The following is a 15,354-nucleotide window of genomic DNA, read 5'->3' as shown; positions in this document are numbered from 1 at the left end:
CGCCGTCCAAGGCGGGCTGTGCGCATATGCGCGACTTCGCGGAAGGAAAACGCAAATGCGTGCTGGCCCTTGGCCATGGCGACAGACGCCGCGACTCCTGCGGACGGGCGTTCATTTTCCAGCATGGTCGGCCCAACGGCCGCCGACAACCTGGCGAGATCCGTAGGCGACGCTTCGCCGCGGAAAGAACGCCTTCCAATCGTTCCAATTGGGATAAGTCGCCGTCCGCTCGCAGCAATGCGGCTTCCCCAATTCAGCCCCCGGCTCCGCCGGGGGATAGCACCACCCGGGACGACGCCGGGCGCCATGCTTTCGCGATCGCGTGAGGCATGCCACCCGCCGCGAAAAGCACTCGCCGGCGAACTGGCACAACGCGTCGTTTCCTGGCTTCGCCACTGGTTCAAGAACCAGCGACTCCCGCGCGTGTCGCTCGCAGCGTTTCGTTCGCAGCAACGGCCTCGCGGATGCGCGGGCCGTGCAGCGAGCGCAGCATCAAACCAAAGATGAAAACATTGAAGAACAACTGCAATAGCCCCATGATGCACATGACGATCACGACGGCATCAAGTCCGTCCGCTGCCTCGTTCGCCGTCCCAACGACTATCCAGAGATAATAGGGCACGCCGATGAGCGATCCAACGAGCAGGAGCCAGGAAAAGCCAATGAGCGTATGCCGCCCCGAGGATCGCAATTTCAGCAGGCCCACGCCCCCGGCAATGGCCACGGCGGAGATAAGCGTCAGCGCAAGAAGCTCCGCCGGCGTGCCGCCGATGAGACTTGCGAAGGCATCAAGCGTCGCTTCGCTCGCGGCGTCGTTCCCCAAATCGGGCCTCGCCGCGGCAAACTTCCGCGCCGTGAAGAAATCTTCCAGCGACGAGAAAAGGGTGGCGACGGAGATGACGATCCACAGCCACCCAATCACGGTCGCCGATGTGGGACGAGCAACGGTTGCGGTCGGTTCAAGAAATACAGGCACAGGCTCAACGATTCAATGGAGTATTCAGTCCTCGCCATCAAGAACACTGGCGGCAGTGAGTATAGCCGCCGCAACAGCGAAACGCCAAAGCTCGCGTAGCAAGCTCTTACCCCCCAGGGCATGAGCATGCCGACCCTCGGCGACGGCATGCCACCCAAGAACGCTGCTCACCGGGCGCCATGCTTTCGCGATCGCGTGAGCATGCCCAGCCCTGAATGGACGTCGCTCAAACCCCAACATGCCGACGCTCCGCGACGTCATGGCGCCCGCCGCTCGTGGCAATGCGACTTCACAATTAGCCCCCGGCTCCGCCGGGGGGTAGCACCACGCGGGACGACGCCAACCGGTATGGCAACCGACCCCCTGGCGGAGCCAGGGGCTATCAATCGCGCCGGGCTCTCGCCAGGCGCCATTGGCACGCAGGCGGCCCGCCGCGGAGCGTCACCCCCAGCCCCTCTCCCCATGGGAGAGGGGAGCAGGATGTTATTAAAGTTCACGGAGTCTGATTAATCAGAATAGGAGCAGAACTTGCCAAAAGCAATCGCCCACCCGCCATCATCCGCACGCGCCGCGTGCAAAACTGCCCCCTTCTCCCCGCGGGAGAAGGGCCGGGGATAAGGGCGAACCCTCGATCGAGCCCAACCGCCGCCCCAGCATGTCGACGCTCCGCGACGACATGCCACCCAAGACTGCCATCCACGCTCATAGCAAAGTGCAGTCGACTCGGGTGCCATGCTCTCGCCCCCAAAGGCATGAGCATGCCGAGGCCCAGTTGAGACTGAAAGGCAGCCAATATGCGGACGCCGCTGAGAACAGGCCACCCGCCGGGGTAGGGCTAGGAATGATAGCTGATTCGAAGGCGTGCATTATTGAGTACGTATCAATAGAATCAATTACTTTGATCTCGCTTAACGCGAAACCAATCGAAATCTTGGCGCATGCACCGCCGATTCGGATTAGTGTGAGTTTGAAGACGTGCGGCAGCTCCGTGAACGCTTGGCCAGCGGTCTCAAATGCTGCCAAGGAGAAGTCATGAGTGTATTGTTATCAAAAATTACGCGGCCGCTCGCCCTCTTTGTCACGTGGGCGGCACTGCAAGCCGCCGCAACGCCATCTACCCGGGCTTTCGCCAACGTGTACTCTTTCGGCCCCAATGCCCAGGGTCGAACAGGGATGGGGACTGAGAATGGCCGCACTTTAGTGGCCACTCCCATCGACATGTCGACTTTGGGCGGCCGCAGTATCACGCAAGTATCCGCGGGAAGTTACCACAACTTGCTGTTGGCCGAGGACGGCGCTGTGTTTTCGTTTGGATTGAACGAGGACGGTCGGACGGGTGTCGGGACAGCCGGCATCAACACGCTTGTGGCCACGCCCATCGACGCTTCGCAGCTGGGCGGGCGAGCCATTAAGCAGGTAGCCGCGGGAGATAGCCACAGCGTGCTATTAGCGGAGGACGGCGCCGTATTCACCTTCGGAGCAAACTGGCATGGCCAGACGGGGCTGGGAATGTACGTTGGCAATGCGCTAGTAGCGACGCCTATCGACGCTTCACGGCTGGGCGGCCGAGCCATAAAGCAGGTAGCCGCGGGACCCTACGCCAATTTGCTTCTGGCTGAGGATGGCAGCGTATTCTCGTTCGGTTGGAACATCAATGGTAGAACGGGACTGGGCCTAGAAGACGGCGACACAGCGGTTGCGACGCCCATCGACGCCTCAAACCTCGGCGGCCGTGCCATTAAACAAGTGTCCGTTGGAGATTACCATAGTCTGCTGCTCGCCGAGGATGGCAGCGTGTTCTCATTCGGTGACGACCTTTTTGGTCAAACAGGGCTGGGTACTCCTTACGACTTCGACGATACCGTGGTAGCGACGCCGATAGACGCTTCGAATCTCGGCAGCCGGGCCATCACGCAAGTAGCTGCCGGAGGACACCACAGCCTGTTGTTGGCCGATGATGGAAGCGTGTTCACCTTCGGCTGGAACAGCCAGGGTGCAACAGGGCTGGGCAAGGGCACTGGTATTACACCAGTGGCCACGCAAATCGATGCCCGACATTGGGGCAACCAGGCCATCACACAGGTGGCCGCAGGACGTAGCCACAGTTTACTGTTGGCTGAGGACGGCAGTGTGTTCTCTTTCGGAAGCAACGGCGGGGGCGCTACAGGTTTGGGCACGGATGGCGGCTATTCGTCGATACCCACGCTGATCGACATGTCTAATCTTGGCGGCCGCACCATCACGAAGGTGGACGCGGGATGGAACCACAGCCTTCTGTTGACCGTTCCTGAACCCGGGTCACTGTCTTTGGTCGGTGCTGCGGCACTCGCCTGCATGGGATTCTTCCGATCCAAATAACTTGCCGCCGGGTGCCACTGGCGTGCCACCAGTGAGATGTGTCGTCACGGCATGACTACCGACTGGCCTGCAAGCAGCCTGAAGGACAAGGCGTCCAGTCGCGCGCGATCGATGGAGAACGCATACCCGCTGCACATCCGCCACGGCGAGTGGCGCCCCGTCGTCATTCCATCAACTCCCATTTAGAAAATGGCCACCCGGTCCGCTATAGCGGTCGCATGTCCACATACTGCGCCGCCGCTGCGCCGACGCGTCATCCGCCGGGAGAGGTTCATTCCCCATCCGCATCCGCGCCGCTGGTGACGACGCTCGCCGCTGGCCCGCTCCCGATGAACAGGGCGAGTGAGCCCGCACAGGCGAGCGGGGGTGGATGCTTGGCGTTCCGCGATAATCTCGGGTAGGATTAGCAAATATCGTCTTGAGCCTGATAACCGGTTTTATCTCCATTTCCCGGCGTCGCCGGGCTGCGGACGGAGAGGCGTCTCATGATTCGGACTGTCACGAAATCCATTCTTCTCACTTGTTTCTTGCTCGCCTGCGCCACGTCCCGTGGCGCGTCGTTTACCCCGCTAGGGGCCTTGGCGGGCGGCTTCTACCGTAGTGTGGCGCACGGCGTCTCATACGACGGGTCTGTCGTTGTTGGCGCTTCTGGAAGTTTTCAAGCGTCCCAGTCGTTTCGTTGGACAGAAAGCGGCGGGATGTCTGCCTTACCTGACGGCGTTTTCAACAGTACGTTCGCGACCGATATTTCCGAAAATGGGCTGGTCATCACCGGGATTATCGGCAACTCAGGTGGTTATCGGTGGACTCAGTCCGAGGGGATGACTGCACTTCGGGGCGGTGCCGCGTATGGTTTGTCACACGACGGGTCGGTCATCGTTGGAGGAAACTACCGTTGGACGAACGCCACGGGGAGTGTCTTCTTGCCACTTAGCACCGCCAAAGGCGTCTCGGCGGATGGCTCGGTCGTTGCAGGCTGGTTCGGTGATGGGGGCGTCACCTATGCGGCCCGTTGGACCGAAGCGACAGGCCGCGTGAGTCTTGGGGCGCTTCCGGCCACGAACAGTCAAAGCTTCGCCAATGAGATATCGGCGGATGGCTCGGTCATCGTTGGCGGCAGTAACAGCGGGGCCGCCAATGACTTTGTTGCGTTTCGCTGGACGCAATCGGGCGGGATGGTTGGCCTTGGGGATTTGCCGGGCGGCTCGGTCCAAAGTAGCGCGTACGACGTCTCTGCCGATGGCTCCGTTGTTGTCGGGACCAGTGATTCTGGCATACCCGATTCGTTCGTCTGGACGGCCGCGTCCGGCATGCTCAACTTGCGAGACGTTCTCGCGGCTGGCGGTGCGACCGGTTTCGAGAATTGGACACGGTTATATGCCTATGGGATTTCAGGAGACGGCAGTACGGTTGTCGGATACGGTCGCAATCCCAACGGCCAGGACGAGGCGTTCGTCGCCAACATACAGGTTCCCGAGCCGACAGCGGTTTCGATCGCCATGTTTGGCGTCGGCGCGGTTGCTGCCCGCCGTCGCCGGATGCCACTGGCGTGTCGCCAGTGAGCAGCGCCGCTACGGCATGGCGGCCACTGATTGGCTTGCAAGCAGCCTGAAGGACCGGGCATCCAGCCGCCTGCGGTTGATGGAGAACGCCTACCCGCTGCACATTCGCCGCGGCGAACTGTGCAGCGCGATCATTCCATCAACTCCCATCTAGAAAAAGGCCACCCCGCCCGCTATAGTGGTCGCATGTCCATGTTCTGCGCCACCGCTGCGCCGATGCGCCATCCGCCGGGAGAGGCTCATTCCCTGCCCGCCCCTGCGCCGCACCTGACGGCTGTCGCTGGCGAGAGCGCACATTTTGTGGGAGGCGTCTCCGACGCCGATTCTGCATTCCATTCCGAGCCGCCAGCGCTGCTTCACGCCGCCTCGGGCTCGGAGACCCCTCCCTCAACGGCAAGAAATCAGAGCTGTCGTCGTCCCTGTCGCCGCGAGCGACGCCGCAACTCCAACCCGCTCAACCACTTTGGACTCGTGTCGCCCAAAATGCATGAGGCGACACCAGGCGACACACGACACACGACAGGCGACAGGCGACAGGCGACACAACGCGACACGCGACGACACGCCTCGATGGGGTCGGGAGCCTTTTGCCACTGGCGGCGTTCCACGCAAAGCAGGCTTCCCAGTGGCAAAAGGCTCCCGACCCCCTCAACGTCTCCACCATCGCCAAGGGGGGCGCCCCAGGTTGTGGCGCACTCGCCGACCTGGGCGGCGCGGCCGCACGAGGCCAGTCACAGGAGGACCAGTCACAAGAGGCTCAGTCGCCACCCCCACGGCGTTGCACAAAAGTTGGTTTGTGGGACGCGTCTCCGACGCCGACTTCGCTCACCACTACGAGCGGTTGTGGTTGCTCAACGCCGCATCGGGGTCGGAGACCCCTCCCACAGATTTTTTTGGACATCGCCCGTCAGCGCCAGCTGTCGCCCGGCGCATCACTCCGAACTTTCAAGCCCCTCGTTAGCTTCGAAGCTTGCCTGAGTAGCTCAGCGGCAACCATTTACCACAGAGCCCACCGAGACCACGGAGAAGATGGCCAAGGAAATCTCTTTCCATTTTCCTCTGTGCTCTCTGCGGGCTCTGTGGTGACGGCGTTAACCGTCGCCATTTCAAGTGAGAGAACGGCGGCGGCAAGCTCGGAGTGGGGGCTAAATCGCGACATGGAAGTGAGAAGGGCTCTAGAACGCATCTCGCGACAGAAACGATGTCCAAGCTCGCCATGACCCCAGCCAAGCGACAGCAGAGCCAAGCCTCAACGAGGTGAAGCGATGTTAGCTCCGCCCGAACCGCCTGAGCGACAGGAAGGCCGTCGGCTGGCACGTCACCCCTGCGGTCGCCAACTCAGCCAGCGCTTTGCCCAAGACCGGCGTGAACTTGAAGCCATGCCCCGACAACCCGGCGGCGAAGACGACGCGCGGGTCGTCGGGATGACGGTCGACGATGAAGTGCTCGTCGGGCGACATCGTGTAGAGGCAGACGGCGTGTTCGCGGCACGGGGTGCGAACGCTGGGGATGTGCGTCTGCAAGAACTGGTCGACGCGCTGACGGTCAGTCGCGTGAAGTTGGCGGTCGACGGCCAGCGGGTCGACAATCGCGTCGCCGCGGGAGTGTTCGGCCGCCTTGAGACCGCGTTCGTCGACGACGGGGAAGCCGTAGAAGATGCCGTGGGGGAGTTCGAAGAGGAAGCAGGGGAAACCGTTGGCGGCGCTGGTGAGCGCGGCGGCGCTAGCGCTGGCGTCGTGCGGCTCGTACCACATGAGCGGCTTGCGGCGGACTTCGAGCGAGACGCCGAGATTGTGCAGCAGCGGGCCGGCCCAGGCGCCGGCGGTGATCACCAGGCGGTTGGCGCGGAAGTCGCCGGCAGCGGTGCGGACGAGAATGTCGGCGCCGGCGTGCCAGTCGTGGACTTCGACGTTCGGCAGGAGTTCGGCGCCGTGGCGCTGGGCTTCGGCCAGGCATGCGGCGACGCACTCTTCGACCCGGAGGTAACCGGCGCGCGGTTCGAAGACGCCGGCGAGTTCAGGCGATTGGTTTTCTGGCATTCGAAAGCCGGGCCAGCGCGACTCAATCTCGGCGGCGGCGAGTTCTTCGACGGCGAGACCATGCTGACGCGCTGCGCTCAAGACGCCGGGGACGACGACGCCGTCGCGGGGACCGACTTCGAGGAGCCCCGTTTCAATCTTCAGCCGCTGCCCGGCGAGGCCTTCAAGTTCCTCCCACAGGCGATAGCTTTCGAGCAGCAGCGGCACATAGTCGGCATGTTCGAAATAGGCTTGCCGGATGATGCGCGTCTGGCCATGCGAACTTCCCTCACCGTGCGGCGGCGCGAAGCGGTCGATGCCAAGCACGCGCAGGCCGCGACGTGCTAGCTGCCACATGGCGGCGCTGCCGACGCCGCCGGCTCCGAGGACGATGGCATCGTAGGGCGCGTGAGGCATGGCGTTGCGGGCCCGCCGCTAGCGGGCGGGGCTGAATGGGCGTTGTGGGATGGGTAAACGTTCGCGGCTTCCAACCGCAGAGTTACCGTAGCATACAGACTCGCGTTGTTGGAACGGTCGGGATGGGTTACCCTACCCGCCGATACACGCCCGCCGCGGGCCTCCTACCGGACCTATGGTCCAAGCTTTCCCGCTAAAAACAGACAGTCCGCGGCGATGCCTGCTTCGTGCGATACGAGGCGAGCCAGGATGGCTCGCACCCCACGCAAGGACGCCAACGGATGAACGTGACCCAACTTCGCCTCGCCGGGCAAGGCGCCTGGCCAGAGCTTGTCGTCGATCGTTTCGCGCCCGACTTAAACGTCTTCTTCGGCGGCCCGCGAACCGGCAAAAGCACCGTCGCGCAGCTCGCTGCGCAACTGCTCTACGGCAAACACGACAGCGCGTGGCGTCGGCAGTTCGGCCAAAGCACGCCGCTGGCGGAGGGTTCGCTCGAAGTCGACGGACCGCGCGGGCGGTACACGCTGCGGCGGCATCGCGATGGTTCGCCCTACGGGCGACTTTCGATTGCGACGGCTGGCGGACCCGCCGTCGATAGCGGGACGGTGCGCTCGCTGCTGGCGGGCGTTTCGCCGCGGCTGGTAGCCGAGTTGTACGCGGTCGACTTCGCCCAACCGCCGCGGGCAGCGACGCTGCTCGACGGCGAGTTCGCCCGGGAGTTCACGCTCGCGCTTCATCCCCAGCAGTCAGCACATGACTCGCCTGACGGCGTTGTCTGTCGGGCGCATGCTGCGGCGCCGCGTACGGCGTTTGATCGCCGTCGCGTTGACGAACTGGTGGCCCGCCGCGACGCGGTGGTCAAGCAGATCGAAGAGGAGATGTCGGCCAGCCGGCGCGAGAGCAATACGCTGCATAAAGACCTGGTCAGCGTCGAGGCGACGCTCGCTGATCGCCGCCGGCAGGCGGAACAATTGCAGCTGAAGCTACGGACGGCGGAGGCGAAGCTTGCGGAAATCGAAGCTCGGCTCCGCTATTTTGCATTGGAGACGGCGGTGCGGCGGGGGCCGGAGATTGATGCCGAGAAGCACCGACGCGAACTGGAGCAGCTGGACGCGGAAATTGGTCGCTGCCGCCAGACGCTCAGCGACCTGCAAGCGCGCGAAGCAACGGTGCGGCGCGAGCTGGCGGAGGTGCACCCCGACGGCACGGCTGACAGCGCCAGTTCGCTCGCCGACCAGCGCGTCACCGTCGGCGTATTGGAACGGTTGCTCGATGATCTCGACGCCGAGGTCTCGCAGCTGGCCCGTTCGCACGAGCCGGGGCGTTGCGTCGGCTGCGACGCGCACGCGCGGATGTCGCCGGTGGCGCAGATGCTGCGGCAGCAACTCTACGCGCTGTGCGGACAGGTGACGGAGCAGGAACGTGCCGTGCGGCGCGTGGAACTCAACGCCGAGAGCCGGCAGCTGTCGCGGGCGCAAAGCGATTTGAGCGAGCAGTTGGAGCACCTCCTGCACCGGCGGCAAGCGCATGTTCATGCGGCGCAGCTTAGCTACCGCCCGGCGGTGGCGTTGCCGCAATCGCCCGCCGCGGCGCACTGCCAATGCCAGGGACATGCCGAGTTCGTCCGCGACGCTGACGCGATGCTGCTGGCTCGCACCGATCGCCCGCGGTACGAAGCCGATGCGCGGCAGCGTCGGAACGAAGCCGAACATGAGATGAACGAACTTCGCGGCGCCTGCGACGCGTTGCAGCGGGAGATCAAGTCGCTGGAAGGTCGCTGGCAAATCCTGCAACAAGGACGCGCGCAGACGACGGTGCGTTCGACGCTCGACCAGTTGCGCGCCGAGCTCCAGCAGCTGGAAAGCGATATTCAACGGGCCATTCATGCGTCGGACTCGACGGCGACGCTCCATGCGCCGCTTGCTTCGGACCATCGTCGGCCATGGCGTGCGTCTGATACCCTTGCTCAATTGACGGACGGACAGCTCGTGCAGATTCGCATGGACCGCGAGGGGCGTGGCGCGACCGTCATCGATCGCGAGGGCCGCGTCCTGACGTTGGCCGAATTGTCGCCCGCTCAGCAAGACCAGCTTTATTTGGCGCTGACACTGGCGCTAGTGTCTTCGTTTGCGGCGCGAAGCATCGACTTGCCCTTGTTCCTCGATGAGCCGTTCTTGCGACAAGACGCCCGCGGCGTCGCCGCAATGGCGGGCGTGCTGCACGAATTCGCACGGCAAGGTCGCCAGTTGATCGTCTTGACGGAAGACCGCGAAGCTGCGCGGCGGTTCGAATCGCTGGGCGACGAGGTTCGCGACCTCGATGAGCTGCGTCGCGGCGCCCGCGCGGCGGCCCCGCCCTCCCCTGCCCCGATCGTCGTCGAGCTAACGCCCGAACCCGCGGCAGCCGCCACAGTGAAAATCGTCCGTGAGACCGTGGGCGAACGAAAGCCGCAGCTCCGCATTGCCGGCGAGTGGTCCCCGGACGACGACGAACAGGATGTCTTCTTCCTCTCGCGCACCGGCTCGATCGCAGACTTTCCGGTGCTCGGCAACGACACCGCCAAGATCTTCGCGGAGTTGAACATTACGACGGTGGAGGATTTGCTGGCCGCCGACGCTAACGAGGTCGCCCTTCGTCTGGCTCGCCCAGGCCTGACGGCCGACGCGGTGCGACTCTGGCAGACCCACATGAGCCTGATGTGCTTCGTGCCGGGCGTCTCGCTGAATGACGCCCAGGTGTTGGCGGCCAACGAGATCGGCTCGCCCGAGGCGCTGTTTGCCGTCGATGTGCGTCTGCTGAGCGAAGCAATCGACCAGTTCCTGGCCAGCGACCGCGGCCGTCGTTTCGCGGCGCTGCGAACCCGGTACACCCGTGATGAACTTGCTGAAACGCAGAAACTCGCCCGAACGCAGCGGGAGAATTGGCTGCTGGCAAAGAAGAAGTACGGCTGGGTCGATCGACCGTCGCTGCTTCCGGCCGGGCCGCGTCCGACGGCGTCCACCGTGTCTGCAAAGAGTGAACGACCCGCAGCCGTCGGCGCGCGGACTTCCAAAGGCCAAGCCGCGAAGAGGGACGCCAGCTCGAAGGGACCGGTGCAGTTTCATTTGCAGCGCAGCAGCCCAGTGGTCGACGCTCCGTCGATTGGCCCAATCGCCGCCGAGCGACTGGCGGGCGTCGGCATCCGCACGGTCGCTGACCTGCTCAATGCGAGTCCCGAATCGACGGCGCAAGAACTTGGCGAAGCGAAGGTGACGGCCGGCGTCATCACGCGTTGGCAGCGTGAAGCCCGCCTCGTCTGCCGGATTCCGGAACTGCGCGGCGTCGGCGCTCAACTGCTGGTCGCCAGCGGATTCCACGAAGCGGAGCAAGTCGCCGGCGCGAAGGCGGAGGACTTGGTGACGCGGGTTCGCGAGACCTGTCGGAGCGCCCAGGGACAACGAATCTTGCGCCACGGCAACGCGCCATCGGACGAGCGGATCGCCGAGTGGAGCCGCAACGCCGCGAGGATGCGGCCGTTGGAAGCGGCCTAACGGCCGAGCCGCCGACGCCGAGCATAGATTAGCAGGCCGGCGCTTCCCGCCATCAGCGTCAACGTCGTCGGTTCAGGAATCATTGCCAACGTCCCGCTAGTTGAGGTGGCGCCGAAGTTGCGCTGCCAAATGAGATAATCGGCGCCGTCGCTATCGTTGTCGCCATCGGCGTCGCCGTTGGCGTTGAGGCCGAAGGCGCCTTTCCACGTCGTGAGGTCCGCGCCATTCACTAGCGTGTCTTCGTTGAAGTCGGCGGGGTTGAAAGTCGTTGGCGGAGGCGGGACGACGGTCCAACCGATGTCGCTCAGCGCGGCGGCGTCGAGCGCAGTCAGCCGCTTGCGCGTGCCGGTGGTGACTTCGGGATCCATTGCCGCTTCTTGCGATGTGTTCGTCCCCAAAATCGTGCTCATCGTGCCAGACGCCCAATGACCGCGGGTGCCGCCTACTAGCGGCGACAAAGGTGGGTTCCCGCCGTAATTGGACGTAGCGGCCGGGCCAGTGAAATTGGGGGACGTCGCATATGCCTTCCACTCATCGGAGACTCCCAGCCCGAGGGCATGGCCCAACTCGTGAATTGCGACTGAGTAGAAGTCGCTCGTACCTGCCGTAGGCTGCAATGTGTGGTTATAGTGCCAGTTCGTTGACCCATCGTTGTCGAAGGTAATTGAGCCTCCCCACGCGGCAAATCCACTCGACTCTCCTCGAGTGGTCACTGCCGCTGCGAACGCATTCGCTTTTTGCACCTGAGTGTTGTATTCCCCCGGTCCGAACACACCGGAAATGTTGTACGAGTAGCCGCCGGCCGCGAATCCACCAATACCGAGGGTGCCGGCGCCAAGACTTCGTGCTCCGGCAAAAATCCGATACTCATCCGCGGCGACTGATTGAAGCGGTGCTTGAGCGGTAGCTCCGGTTGCGGGATTGTTGAAGCTTGGCGTCCACGCAAACGTCGCCACGCCTCCGAAAGAGCTTTGGAAGTTCGCAGGAACTTCAATTGCTGAAAAAGTATCCTTAAGAATCGTCGAATAGAAACTAGCAACCGCCTCGAGCGCCGCCTTCGCTTGGCCGCCAGCCGTCGCGCCGCTCGGATTGCCGGCGCCGAAGAAGTTCGACGTATCGTAAGTGTAATCGAGCGTAACATTGATCGCCTGCGAAGGACGAACCAAGGCGCCCCAAAGCAGCAGCGCCAGCAGGGCGCGTCCAATGGCAACACGCGACAGCGTTCGATCGTGTGACTGTGTGAGTTGCATAGGAAGTCCTAATTCGACGACGGCGACGTACACGGTTGTTGGTGATTGCCCCGCGAGCAGAATCTAACGGGTCGATACGGGCCGATCGAGTTCGCCGTCGCGGATTACGTAAATAGTCGATCCGATTCTAACTCCAACAGTCGGCGCTTCATCGCCAATCCTTGCGGCGCCGAGAATCCCCCCAGCTTGCCGCCGGCAGCGACGACGCGATGACACGGGACAATCAGGGGCGTTCGGTTCGTCCGCATCACTTGCCCGACCGCGCGGGCGGCCCCGGCGCTGCCGGCCTTCGCCGCCACCTCGCCATAGCTGAGCAACGCCCCCCGCTTGATGGCCCGGCAAGTCCGAACGACGCGGCGCTGAAATGGCGTGAGGTGGCCGAGCGACAGCGGAATTGGCGTCAGGTCGACGTCATCGCCAGCGGCGAATTGCCGGAGCTTCTCCAGGACTTCCTCCGCGAGGTCGACGTCGTCGCCCGCGGCGTCCACCGACTCGCACAAGGACTTGGCAGAGTCGACGCTGCAAAGCCGACGAGCCAGAGCCGTCGCCGCGATGGCTGCGGAACGCTGGCCGAACGAAACGCCGGTCACTTCGCCGGCAACGACCGCTACGGCCAACCCGCCCAGATCGCTGTCGCCGGAGACCAGGGCGGGCGTCACCGTTTGCCTATCCCGCACGGTTGACATGGCTACTCGATCTGGTCGTTGACCGGTGAAATCCATCGTCGACATGGAACGCTGTTTGAGCCGCCCTCGACGGGCTGGCTTCCAGCTTACCACGGCTATTGTTGACCTGCGAAGACTCTTCTCGGAAAGCGGTAATTCTCGCTGGCAGCGGCCTTAACTTCGGCAATCCGCGCGTTTTGCTCGGGCGGGTCTTTGACACCATTTTCCCAGCGGACCTATACTTACACGAGAGGCGAGCAATGAAGCGGCCGCTTGGCCAACCGTGGCCCAACTGTCGAACGTCCCGCGTTCGGCGCAGGATGATCGAACCTCTGGAGGACGTCCCACCGCGATGAACCCGTACAGCTCGCTCTCCGACGACTTCTACATCAATCTGAATCTCAGCACGGAGATGGACCTACCGAGCAGCCGCGAGACGGTGCTCCACTATTTTGAGCAGATTCAGAAGCAGTATCCGCAGATGCGTAACTTTTACGCCCGTGACAAGAACGACTTTATCCTGGAAGAGGATAAGGATCGCGGCGCCTATCGCTGGTGTTCGATCGAGCCGCGACGGATCTGTTCGGGCCAGGTGAATCCCCAGTCGGTGCAAGAGGCGCTGGAGCAACATCGATTGACGCTGGAGTTGGCGCCCTACGCCTTGTCGGTCAGTCCGCTCGATTGCGAGGCGATGGACCTGCTGATGGGGTTCGACTTCAGCTATCGCGGCAACCACAACCAACTGATCGCCGAGGCGCTGGGCGTCTGCCCCGCCCTGGAGCGGATGGCGACGATTCCTGGCGCAACGATCATCAACAACGAACCGTCGTTCACGTTCGCGTTGGACGACGAATGCCGGATCCAATGCCGGTTTAACATCGAGGCGCGCACGAACGCCTATCAGATTCGGACCAACGAGTTCCAGGAAGAACAGCTGAGCGTCTACGTCACCGCGCGCCAGTACGGCAGCCTGCCGCCGAATCAAACGTACGCCTCGATGCTCGACAAGCTGTGGGACGTCTGCCGAGACGTGGTCGACAATTACGTCATCGACTCGGTGCTGCAACCGCTGGCGCGGACCATCGCGATGGATTAGGGGGCAGGCTTCAGGCTACAGGCGGCAGGGATGGAGCTCGAGAGGCGTGATCGATGCGCCATCAGCCTCCTCGTTGACCTTTGGCCGAAGGCCTACTCCAACCGTAGCCTGGGGCAACGCCCCAGGAAAAACGCCCAACATCGCGCTTTGGCTGGAGGCCATACCCACCCGCTACCTCACGTTGAGTCAGGGGAGGACCGGTGCCGCAATCACTCACGAAGCTCTACGCCCATCTCATCTTTAGCACGAAGAATCGCCAACCGTTCTTGGATGATGAGATTCGCCCGCGCGTCCATGCGTTTCTGGCAACGACGATCCGCGAAATGGATTCGCCCTGGGTCGTCGTCGGGGGCATCGACGATCACGTTCACATCCTCTTCGACATGGGCAAAAAGCATACGCCAATCGAGTTCGTCGAGCAGACGAAGCGGGAATCGTCGAAATTCGTGAAGACGCTCGGCGCCCCCTTTGGAGAGTTCTATTGGCAGCGCGGTTACGGCATGTTTTCCGTAGGACCGGCTCATCGCCAGGAGGCGGAGGATTACGTCCGCCACCAAGAAGAGCATCATTGCGCGAAGACGTTTCAAGAAGAGTTTCGAGCTTTTTTTGAACGCTATGAGGTAGAGTACGACGAGCAGTATGTTTGGGATTGAGTCGCTGGCGAGCGTTGCGGATAAGTATGGCCTTCAGCCAAAGGAATCGATGGAGACCTATTCACCTAGGGCGTTGCCCTAGGCTACGGTGGGAGCAGGCCTTCGGCCAACAATTCGGAGCCTTCTCAGATCTGCGATCCGGGACTTTTCCCTACTCGCTCAGCAAGCGATCGACGCTCTGGATCAGGCGGTCCATCGGGAAGGGCTTGCGAACGTAGTCGTCGACGCCGAGCATTTCGGCGTAGGCCTTGTGGCGATTGCCTTCGTTGGCCGTGATCATGATGATCCGGTGCTTCTTTTCGCCGAGACGTTTGAGCCGCTCGAGCACAAGGAAGCCGCTGCGCTTGGGCATCATCATGTCGAGAATGATCAGGTCGGGCGTTTCGCGCTCGATCAGCGCGAGGCCTTGATTGCCGTCGCGCGCGACGAGAACTTGGTAATCTTGGGCTTCGAGGGCCAGCCGTAACGATTCGATAATCTCGGCGTCGTCGTCGACCAGGAGGATTCGCTTGTCGCTGTTGGAAGCTTTTTTGGCCATCTTCGGGAAAATCAGGGGTGGGCCGACCAGCCGAGGCGGCGGCTCAATGGTATGCGAATTGCAAACCGAGGCGGCTTGCCAGTATTTTCGTGCGCCTCTCTGCCGCTGGCTGTGGACTCAAGCCAGCACCGCGAGGCGGTGAAATGAGCAGCAAACCCTTTAACTTACCGAGGTAAGGGCGATTTACAAGCGGCCGAATGCGGCCTCAACGGTTGCTCTCCTGAGTGTCGAGGCGCGAAAATCCGGCTTAATCTCGACGCTGGCGCCGCTAGACCTTGCTCAACCATCGGG

10 protein-coding genes are annotated in these 15,354 nt (G+C 62.8%); 5 read left to right on the top strand and 5 right to left on the bottom strand.

Annotated elements, in window-relative coordinates:
- Nucleotides 1-400: 400 nt before the first annotated feature.
- Nucleotides 401-976, bottom strand: a complete 576-nt coding sequence (locus I41_RS09475) for a hypothetical protein (protein WP_145432316.1) — start codon at nucleotides 974-976, stop codon at nucleotides 401-403.
- 1,032 nt (nucleotides 977-2,008) lie between these two features.
- On the opposite strand from I41_RS09475, the gene I41_RS09470 reads away from it, so the two are divergent.
- Together I41_RS09470 and I41_RS09465 are read left to right on the top strand one after the other, a co-directional pair.
- Nucleotides 2,009-3,334, top strand: coding sequence for an RCC1 domain-containing protein (locus I41_RS09470; protein ID WP_145432315.1), 1,326 nt, complete (start codon nucleotides 2,009-2,011; stop codon nucleotides 3,332-3,334).
- Nucleotides 3,335-3,912: 578 nt separating this feature from the next.
- Nucleotides 3,913-4,896, top strand: a complete 984-nt coding sequence (locus I41_RS09465; protein WP_210421141.1) for a PEP-CTERM sorting domain-containing protein — start codon at nucleotides 3,913-3,915, stop codon at nucleotides 4,894-4,896.
- A gap of 1,268 nt (nucleotides 4,897-6,164) precedes the next feature.
- Here the strand turns inward: I41_RS09465 and solA are convergent.
- Entirely contained in the window at nucleotides 6,165-7,331 is a 1,167-nt protein-coding gene (gene solA, locus I41_RS09460) for an N-methyl-L-tryptophan oxidase (protein WP_145432313.1), read from the bottom strand.
- A 281-nt stretch (nucleotides 7,332-7,612) separates the two neighbouring features.
- On the opposite strand from solA, the gene I41_RS09455 reads away from it, so the two are divergent.
- Complete coding sequence (locus I41_RS09455) at nucleotides 7,613-10,861, top strand: DUF4332 domain-containing protein (RefSeq protein WP_145432312.1); 3,249 nt, start codon at nucleotides 7,613-7,615, stop codon at nucleotides 10,859-10,861.
- Here the strand turns inward: I41_RS09455 and I41_RS09450 are convergent.
- Entirely contained in the window at nucleotides 10,858-12,111 is a 1,254-nt protein-coding gene (locus I41_RS09450; protein ID WP_145432311.1) for a matrixin family metalloprotease, read from the bottom strand. The genes I41_RS09455 and I41_RS09450 overlap by 4 nt on opposite strands.
- 104 nt (nucleotides 12,112-12,215) lie before the next feature.
- Complete coding sequence (locus tag I41_RS09445; protein ID WP_168206787.1) at nucleotides 12,216-12,797, bottom strand: methylated-DNA--[protein]-cysteine S-methyltransferase; 582 nt, start codon at nucleotides 12,795-12,797, stop codon at nucleotides 12,216-12,218.
- 331 nt (nucleotides 12,798-13,128) lie between these two features.
- Between I41_RS09445 and I41_RS09440 the strand changes: the two genes are divergently transcribed.
- Complete coding sequence (locus tag I41_RS09440; RefSeq protein ID WP_145432309.1) at nucleotides 13,129-13,872, top strand: hypothetical protein; 744 nt, start codon at nucleotides 13,129-13,131, stop codon at nucleotides 13,870-13,872.
- A gap of 200 nt (nucleotides 13,873-14,072) precedes the next feature.
- The gene (tnpA, locus tag I41_RS09435; protein ID WP_145432308.1) at nucleotides 14,073-14,525 is read left to right on the top strand and encodes an IS200/IS605 family transposase; all 453 of its coding nucleotides are present in this window, start codon (nucleotides 14,073-14,075) and stop codon (nucleotides 14,523-14,525) included.
- Nucleotides 14,526-14,676: 151 nt separating this feature from the next.
- Here the strand turns inward: tnpA and I41_RS09430 are convergent, their stop codons facing one another.
- Nucleotides 14,677-15,063: a response regulator transcription factor gene (locus I41_RS09430; protein ID WP_145432307.1), complete on the bottom strand. Its 387-nt coding sequence runs from the start codon at nucleotides 15,061-15,063 to the stop codon at nucleotides 14,677-14,679.
- Between the last annotated feature and the right edge of the window lie 291 nt (nucleotides 15,064-15,354).

Source organism: Lacipirellula limnantheis, assembly GCF_007746075.1.
GTDB lineage: Bacteria > Planctomycetota > Planctomycetia > Pirellulales > Lacipirellulaceae > Lacipirellula > Lacipirellula limnantheis.
The sequence above is the reverse complement of the archived record's forward strand: the minus strand, read 5'-3'. Positions and strand labels throughout refer to the sequence as shown.